This window comes from Halobacillus sp. BBL2006, from assembly GCF_000786645.1.
GTDB lineage: Bacteria > Bacillota > Bacilli > Bacillales > Halobacillaceae > Halobacillus.
Window position 1 is genome coordinate 1 of sequence record NZ_JRNX01000437.1, and the last position, 8,328, is coordinate 8,328.

The following is an 8,328-nucleotide window of genomic DNA, read 5'->3' on the forward strand; positions in this document are numbered from 1 at the left end:
TTTCAAGATCGGCTTCGTGTTCCTGCAATCAGGGAAATTGGAGCAAGCAAGGAACTTACCGTAGCGACCCATTTTATAAACCATATCATGCCCGCATTTTTCACAATCAATGCCGGCAGGCTCATCTTTAATCTCTACTTCTTCCATCTCTTTTTCAGCTTTAGATAATCGCGGTTCGAAATCTTTATAAAAATCGCTGATGATGGAAACCCACTCTTCTTTTCCATCTTCAATCGCATCAAGATCGTCTTCCATCTCTTTAGTGAAATCCACGTCGATAATTTCAGGAAAATACTCCTTCAACTGTTCTAATACAATTTCGCCTAATTCAGTTGGCACAAATCGTTTGTTATCTAGAGCCACATATCCTCGACGCTGAATGGTATCCAACGTCGGTGCATATGTGGAAGGACGTCCTATACCCAATTCCTCAAGTGTTTTGACGAGCCGAGCCTCTGTATACCTCGGAGGTGGCTGTGTGAAGTGTTGATTCGGCTTGATTTCTTCAGCCTTCACCTTCATGCCTTCTTCCAAGTGCGGAAGAAGCTTATCTTTCTCTTTCTTATTATCATCTGTGCCCTCGACATACACTTTCATGAATCCTTTAAATTTCACTTCTGATCCGGTTGCTCGGAACTCTACACCTTCGTTATACAAGTGCACAGTCATCGTATCGAGAACCGCTGGAGCCATTTGACTTGCGACGAAACGGTCCCATACGAGTTTATACAAACGGTACTGGTCTCTTGACAAAATACTCTTCATCGCTTTCGGATCACGATCAGCACCTGTAGGGCGAATCGCTTCGTGAGCATCCTGAGCTCCTTCTTGTTTCTTAGATTCCTTTCTAAAGCCTAAATATTCCTTACCAAAGTTATTTTCGATGTACTGTTTAGCATCAGCCTTGGCGGAATTGGATAGGCGTGTAGAATCCGTACGCATATACGTGATAAGACCCGTAATGCCCTGCTTTCCTTTTAAATCGATTCCTTCATAAAGCTGCTGTGCGATCATCATCGTTTTCTTCGCACGGAAGTTCAGCTTTCTAGCTGCTTCTTGTTGTAAAGATGAAGTAGTAAATGGTAAAGACGGGTTCCGTTTTCTTTCTCTTTTATTGACTTTTTCAACAGAAAATTCTTTACCCTTCATCCGCTTTTGAATCGCTTTCACATCATCTTCTGTCTTTAATTCTTGCTTTTTACCTTCAACACCGTAAAAAGAGCCTTCAAATTTTTCTTTTTCTTTCAGAAAATCTGCTTCGATGGACCAGTATTCTTCTGGTTCGAATTTTTTGATTTCGTTTTCTCGATCAATAATGATTTTTACAGCGACAGACTGGACACGCCCTGCTGATAATCCTTTTTTAACTTTTTTCCAAAGGATTGGACTAATATTGTAACCGACAAGACGGTCCAATACCCGGCGTGCTTGCTGAGCGTCAACAAGATTTGAGTTAATTTTTCTAGGTTGTTTAAAGGAATCTTTGATTGCTTCTTTTGTAATCTCATTGAAAACTACACGGCACTCTGATCGGTCGTCAATATCCAAGCTATGAGCAAGGTGCCACGCAATTGCTTCCCCTTCACGGTCAGGGTCGGCAGCGAGATAAACGCGTTTTGCTTTTTTAGCTGCAGTCTTTAATTCTTTTAATACAGGCCCTTTGCCTCGAATGGTAATATACTTCGGTTCAAACTCTTTTTCAACATCCACACCCATTTGACTTTTCGGCAAGTCACGGACATGTCCTAATGATGCTTTTACTTTATATTTCTTTCCAAGATATCGTTCGATCGTTTTTGCTTTCGCAGGAGATTCGACGATTACAAGATAATCTGCCATATAGGTTCCTCCCATAGAGGTTGTTTTCTCTTCTTACTTTTTACATTCATAAAATAAATCTTCCCTATTATTAAATACAATGAAACCGTTTGTCAAACATCGACGGTACATTTTGAGGTGTAATTTTCCAATTACTAATGTAGACTTTAACACTTTTGAAACATTTTATACAAATTTTTCTACCCAATCTTCTAAAATATCCTGGTGATTATGAACCAATTTCGCACCGTCATTGATCATCTTGTGACATCCTTCACTTGTGGGATTTCCCGGAAGACCTGGCATTGCATATACATCTCTTCCTTGTTCAAGCGCCTGATCCACTGTAATGAGCGAACCGCTCTTTAGACGAGCTTCTATCACGAAAGTAGCACGTGTCAAGCCGGAAATGATCCGATTTCGTTCTGGAAAATGAAATTTTTTTGGAGATCGATCGGGAGGGTACTCGCTCAAAACCAGATGTTCGCTTGCCATGCGTTGATACAAAGCTATGTTATTGGTCGGGTAAATATGATGAAACCCTGAACCAAGTACAGCAATCGTAGCACCTCCGGATTCTACGGACAACTGGTGCGCATACTGGTCAACACCCTGTGCCATTCCACTTACTATCGTAAATCCATAATCAATAAGGGGGAGAAGGATTTTTCTCATAGCTGGATAGGCATAGGAAGAAGGCTTTCGAGTCCCTACAACACTAAGGGATAACACACGATCTAACAAGGCGACATTACCAGCAGCATATAATACAAGAGGAGGATCAGGAATCGTCCGTAATGTTGAGGGATAAGCTTCGTCGAAAATGGTAATACAATGGTAATTTTGCAAATCCGTGTCGAGTTTCTTCATTATATATTGCCCGTTTATGTCGTTTTGGATTGCAGATGCCCTGGATTCCTTAATATTAAAGAAATTGGAGAAGAATTTTGAAGACATGCTAAAGGGGGAAGTCAGATGAGGATCATTTTGAAGCATCTTTCTTATTAATGCTCTTGAAACATAAGGAGAGTGATGAAGCCTTATTAAGTTTTCCCGTCTACTTTTCATATCAGACCTCTTTCCATAGTGGGAAAACCGTGCCCTAAACAGGCACGGCTATCCAGTATTTATGAAATTGTCAATCGTTTAGTGAGTTTTACACTTATCTAAAAGACCTTGATCTTTTAGTACATTGATAAGAGTTTCTCCCATGACAGATGGTGTTTCAGCTACTTCAATACCACACTCATTCATGACACGAATCTTCTCATCAGCTGTACCTTTACCACCTGAAATGATCGCACCAGCGTGGCCCATACGTTTACCAGGAGGGGCTGTACGTCCACCGATGAAGCCGACAACAGGTTTGTTCATGTTCGCTTTCACCCACTCAGCCGCTTCTTCTTCTGCAGTACCACCAATTTCCCCGATCATGATAACCGCTTCTGTATCATCATCTTCATTGAAGGCTTTAAGAACATCGATGAAGTCTGTTCCATTGACAGGGTCACCGCCAATTCCGACTGCTGTCGATTGGCCAAGTCCAGCTTCAGATAGCTGGTGAACGGCTTCATAAGTCAATGTACCAGAACGCGAAACAACTCCTACATGACCTTTTTTATGAATGTAACCAGGCATGATACCGATTTTACACTCATCTGGAGTGATAACACCAGGACAGTTCGGTCCTACAAGACGAGTTTTCTTGCCTTCCATAAAACGCTTCACTTTGACCATGTCAAGAACAGGGATGTGTTCTGTAATACAAATAGCCAAGTCAAGCTCCGCATCTGTTGCTTCCATAATAGCGTCAGCTGCAAATGGAGCAGGAACATAAATAACAGAGGCGTTCGCTCCGGTCTTTTCAACCGCTTCTTCGACAGTATTGAAAACAGGAATTCCTTCAACTTCAGTACCGCCTTTACCAGGAGTTACCCCGCCAACGATCTGTGTACCGTATTCAACCATTTGCTTTGTATGGAAAAGAGCTGTTGAGCCCGTAATCCCTTGAACAATAACTTTCGTATCTTTGTTAATATATACACTCATCTGATTTCCCCGCCTTTCTTACTTGACTAGTTCTACGATTTTTTGAGCGCCTTCTGCCATGGAGTCCGCAGAAGTGATATTCAATCCGGACTCATCCAGAATCTTCTTACCTTGTTCAACGTTTGTCCCTTCAAGACGAACGACTAACGGTAGTGTCAAACCAATTTGTTTCGTAGCCTCTACTACACCTTCAGCAATAACATCACACTTCATAATGCCGCCAAAGATGTTAACAAAGATCCCTTTCACGTTGTCATCTGAAAGAATAATTTTGAAGGCTTCCGTTACTTTCTCAGCAGTAGCACCGCCGCCTACATCAAGGAAGTTTGCCGGGTCACCATTATAGTGTTTAATTGTATCCATTGTAGCCATAGCTAATCCAGCTCCGTTAACCATGCAGCCGATGTTGCCATCAAGGGCAATGTAGCTTAGGTCGTACTTGGAAGCTTCAACTTCTTTTGGATCTTCTTCGTCTAAATCACGAAGCTCTAAAATATCTTTCTGACGAAATAGTGCATTATCATCAAAATTCAACTTAGAATCAAGGGCAAGTACATCCCCGTCCCCTGTTGTCACGAGAGGATTGATTTCTGCTACAGAGCAATCCTTTTTCACAAAAACGTCATAAAGGCCAAGCATAAATTTAACTGCTTTGCCTAAAGCTTCTTTTGGAATATTAATATTGAAAGCTAAGCGTCGAGCCTGGAATGGAGTTAAACCTGTCACAGGATCGATGACTTCTTTAAAGATCTTTTCCGGAGTTTCTGCGGCTACCTCTTCAATCTCTGTTCCGCCTTCTTCGGATGCCATCATAGTAACCTTGCTTGTCGCACGATCCAGTACAAGTCCGACATAGTACTCACTCTGAATGTCGCAGCCTTCCTCAATGAGTAAGCGCTTTACTTCTTTCCCTTCTGGACCAGTCTGATGGGTTACAAGTGTTTTTCCTAGTATCTCATCAGCGTATGTACGCACTTCATCAAGATTTTTTGCGATTTTAACTCCACCGGCTTTCCCACGTCCGCCTGCATGGATTTGTGCTTTGACGACCGTAACATCGCTACCTAATTTCTTTGCTGCTTCAACAGCTTCATCTACGGTATATGCTACGTGGCCATTTGGCACGGATACGCCAAAATCACGCATGATTTGTTTTCCTTGATACTCGTGAATGTTCATGTTTCATCCTCCCATCAATTTTCACTGCATGTACATTGTATAAAAAAACGTTATCAATTGTCCATACCAAGGGGTGATATCTGTCGAAAAATTCAATGGATTGACAAGTTATATATTATGTAAACTAATTAAAGGGTATTAAAGAACTAAGTCTTATTCCCTGTTGCTTTCTTGATCTGACTTATAAATAAAAGCAAACACTTCCGCAACGACATGGTACAATTCTTCAGGGATCTGATCATTGATATTCAGTTCCGATAAAAGTTCAATAAGAGATTCGTCTTGCTGAATCGGAATGTTGTGCTCAGTTGCTTTTTTCAAAATGTTTTCGGCTACATATCCCTTTCCCGTGGCAGATACTCTAGGGGCCGAACCTTTTTCGGATTGATAACTTAGAGCAATAGCTTCCTTAGACTTTTTCCTCATATTTGAACATCAACTCCTTGATCTTTTACATTAATCGGTGAAGACTCCTCGTGAGCTTTTTTGTCTTGTTCAAGAGGGCGTTTGATCTGAACAGCACTCAATTCATAACCAAGTTTCGCTAAACCCAGTTTAAGTGGCATCTCATGACGATTTGTCACCTCTTGAATATTAGAATGGTCATTTATAACAGTTACACTTACACGGCGGTTGGCAATGTTTAAAGTGATAACCGTTTCACGTAAATGCTCTAATTCTAGATAAAAAATGATGTGACAGAAGTCTGGATCGATTTCATCGTTTTTTGTTTTCCTGCCCTCCATATCTAAATGGATGTCTCGCTTAGAACCGATGATGTTTCCTGGAAATTGTAAAGACAATTGAATACTTTGGTTCGTTTCCTGATGAGCGGTCATTTGCAGACCATTCAACAAGTTCAGTCCCTGCCTTGCTGTTTCCTGTCGGATTGTTCCAATGCCGTCCAGAGACTGGATCAGAAGGGTCTTTAAAGATTGTTCTTTGTAGAATGAATGTTTACTTGCAGCATTCTCTTTCATAATTACTTCATCCTGTAAACCAGACAGATGTAAAAACACCTTTAGCTTGATGAGAAACTCTTCTTTGGAAGCGGTATTTGAAGGAAAAGCGGCAGATACCCGACCTGCCCAATCGATTAATGCGGGTTGACTACTCTTTGGAACCTGCACTTCCAAAAGTTTAACTATGGAGGTGAGCGCAGTTTGTACACTTGCTCTAGAAATAGCTCCTTTCCCATCTACCCAGTCATTTAATACATGCATCAATTCCTTAACAGCAGCCTTGCCCGGTTCTGATAAGTAGGGCAACAACTTGTGAAATGACTGTTTTTGAAGAAGAGATTGATGATTAGCGATCATTCTCTTCTTCAGAGTTTCAGGAATGCTATCCATTTCCCCGGTTGCGACTAGGTCATTTGACCCTTTTTGCAAAAATAATCGCTCAAGTTGAACCTGCCACTGCTGCAGAGTACGCTGTTCTTTTTGTGAGAGTGGAACTTGCTTCTCAAATAACTGGTACAGCTGTTTCGCCATTTGCTCAACTGATGTGGGCAAAGGTGGAGTTTCTACGCTAGCATTGCTCGTTAAATATTGAATATCAGTTTTATCTCCTGATATAAGATTAATCCATTGTTTCCAAGTTTGCTGGAATTGAGAGAACGTTTCCGATTGATGAATTAACCCAGCCTTCTTAAACAAGTGAAAACTGCTAGGATTCTGATTCGCCACCTCGCTTATAATTTTATCAACCGCACTCATCTTGAATGTATTAAAATCACTAACCCCTTTTAACATCGTCAAAATAGAAGAGATTGATGGTTTCTCTGGTGCCTTCGAATTTTCAATATCTCGATAGACCTGATCCATTGCCTTGGTTACACCGACTGTTTTTCGAACAATAAGCGCATCGAAGATTGATTGTTTAATCGGCAACGCTTTCTGAATCATTTGAAGTAAGACTTCTCTTGCACGAGTAATATCTTTTGACCTATGTAATATCGACAAAGCTTGTCTGATTTCTGTGGCCGTAAAAGGTATATGATCATCTATCAATGAACGAACAAATACTACATTCTCTATAGATCCCTTTACTCCTAGATTTTTCAGTAATAATTCAGGGTTCAATGCGCCCTTCTTATTCGAATATGAATCAATTACTTTCAGCTTTACTTGTTCTGAAGTTGACATGACTCGAAACAAATACGGGCGACCTTTAGTAAGAGGAACATCCAACTGGGCATGAATGGACTGACCTCCAATTTTAACAATAGCTCGATTTTGCGGAAAAAGTTCAGTGATTCTTCCGGTGAAAACTTGACCAGGTTTTATGGGTCGAGAAACTGGATGATTTTCCATGACTTTTCCTAAGCTTGAGATCAAGTTTTTCACCTTTTTCACTCCTTACAGGTTTATAAATTCCTTCACCGGCGCAAAGCTTTTTCGGTGGTGAGGAGACGGTCCGTGGGACTTTAATGCTTCTAAATGGTCTCGGGTACCATACCCTTGGTTAGAAGCAAATTGATACATGGGATATTGTTCATGAAGCTCTGCCATCATCCGATCACGAGTAACTTTCGCTATGACACTCGCAGCAGCAATGGAGACGCTTCTCTGATCTCCTTTCACAAGATTCGTCTGTGATAATGGAACATCACTTAAAGTTACCGCATCAATAAGCAAATGCTCTGGAGCTTGTATCAAGTCGTTGACAGCTCGCTTCATCGCCAATTTTGTAGCTTGATAGATATTTAATTGATCGATGTGTTGATTGGTTACAACTCCCACACCAACGTCAGCCTCTTCGACAATTTTTTTGAAAAAGTGTTCTCTTTTATCGAGAGACAGCTTTTTAGAATCATTCAGCCCTTCGAGGTAGAAACCATCTGGCAGGATGACAGCTCCAGCTACAACCGGCCCTGCTAATGGACCTCGTCCTGCTTCATCAATACCTGCAATAAATGTCTTTCCGCTGCTATATAATTCTTTCTCAAAGGCCATCATTTCTTCATATTGACTTCTTAATGCTTTCTTCTTCATCAGAGCTGTGTCGTACTGCTCAATTAGTTTTTGAACTCCTTTTCTTGAGTCCTTTCTTAACTGTTCAATCTCATTTTGAGTGAATTGCTCTCTAGTTATCTTTTTTTTGATTTCTGTGATTGTCATCGATGCCATTATTCTTCTCTCCCTATTTGTTCTTATATCGGACAATAACCTCTTTTATGTAAAGCTCTATTGAATTTTATTGTTGATTATCTCACGTTAGCTCCCGATTGTTGAAGACTCAGTTTCGAGGCTTTTATGTGCGAGGATGGTGACGGGGAAA

Annotated in this window: 7 protein-coding genes; all 7 read right to left on the bottom strand. The window is 40.9% G+C overall.

Annotated features, from left to right (window positions below; genetic code table 11):
• A partial coding sequence (topA, locus tag LD39_RS13045) for a type I DNA topoisomerase (protein WP_035547526.1) occupies nucleotides 1-1,839 on the bottom strand: 1,839 nt, incomplete at its 3' end.
• A gap of 165 nt (nucleotides 1,840-2,004) precedes the next feature.
• Nucleotides 2,005-2,688, bottom strand: a complete 684-nt coding sequence (gene dprA / locus LD39_RS13050; protein ID WP_231572578.1) for a DNA-processing protein DprA — start codon at nucleotides 2,686-2,688, stop codon at nucleotides 2,005-2,007.
• 276 nt (nucleotides 2,689-2,964) lie between these two features.
• The gene (gene sucD, locus LD39_RS13055) at nucleotides 2,965-3,867 is read right to left on the bottom strand and encodes a succinate--CoA ligase subunit alpha (protein WP_035547532.1); all 903 of its coding nucleotides are present in this window, start codon (nucleotides 3,865-3,867) and stop codon (nucleotides 2,965-2,967) included.
• Nucleotides 3,868-3,885: 18 nt separating this feature from the next.
• Nucleotides 3,886-5,046: an ADP-forming succinate--CoA ligase subunit beta gene (gene sucC / locus LD39_RS13060; RefSeq protein ID WP_035547535.1), complete on the bottom strand. Its 1,161-nt coding sequence runs from the start codon at nucleotides 5,044-5,046 to the stop codon at nucleotides 3,886-3,888.
• A gap of 153 nt (nucleotides 5,047-5,199) precedes the next feature.
• A complete protein-coding gene (locus LD39_RS13065) occupies nucleotides 5,200-5,472 on the bottom strand; it encodes an EscU/YscU/HrcU family type III secretion system export apparatus switch protein (protein ID WP_035547538.1) in 273 nt (90 codons plus the stop codon).
• Entirely contained in the window at nucleotides 5,469-7,394 is a 1,926-nt protein-coding gene (locus LD39_RS13070; RefSeq protein WP_035547541.1) for a hypothetical protein, read from the bottom strand. Before LD39_RS13070 ends, LD39_RS13065 begins: the two co-directional genes overlap by 4 nt.
• Before the next feature lie 12 nt (nucleotides 7,395-7,406).
• Nucleotides 7,407-8,177, bottom strand: a complete 771-nt coding sequence (locus LD39_RS13075; RefSeq protein ID WP_035547543.1) for a ribonuclease HII — start codon at nucleotides 8,175-8,177, stop codon at nucleotides 7,407-7,409.
• Between the last annotated feature and the right edge of the window lie 151 nt (nucleotides 8,178-8,328).

Bases quoted from the DNA above. Each gene is read 5' to 3' on its own strand.
- sucC (WP_035547535.1), bottom strand. From the start codon at position 5,046: ATGAACATTCACGAGTATCAAGGAAAACAAATCATGCGTGATTTTGGC.
- sucD (WP_035547532.1), bottom strand. From the start codon at position 3,867: ATGAGTGTATATATTAACAAAGATACGAAAGTTATTGTTCAAGGGATT.
- LD39_RS13065 (WP_035547538.1), bottom strand. From the start codon at position 5,472: ATGAGGAAAAAGTCTAAGGAAGCTATTGCTCTAAGTTATCAATCCGAA.
- dprA (WP_231572578.1), bottom strand. From the start codon at position 2,688: ATGAAGAAACTCGACACGGATTTGCAAAATTACCATTGTATTACCATT.
- LD39_RS13075 (WP_035547543.1), bottom strand. From the start codon at position 8,177: ATGGCATCGATGACAATCACAGAAATCAAAAAAAAGATAACTAGAGAG.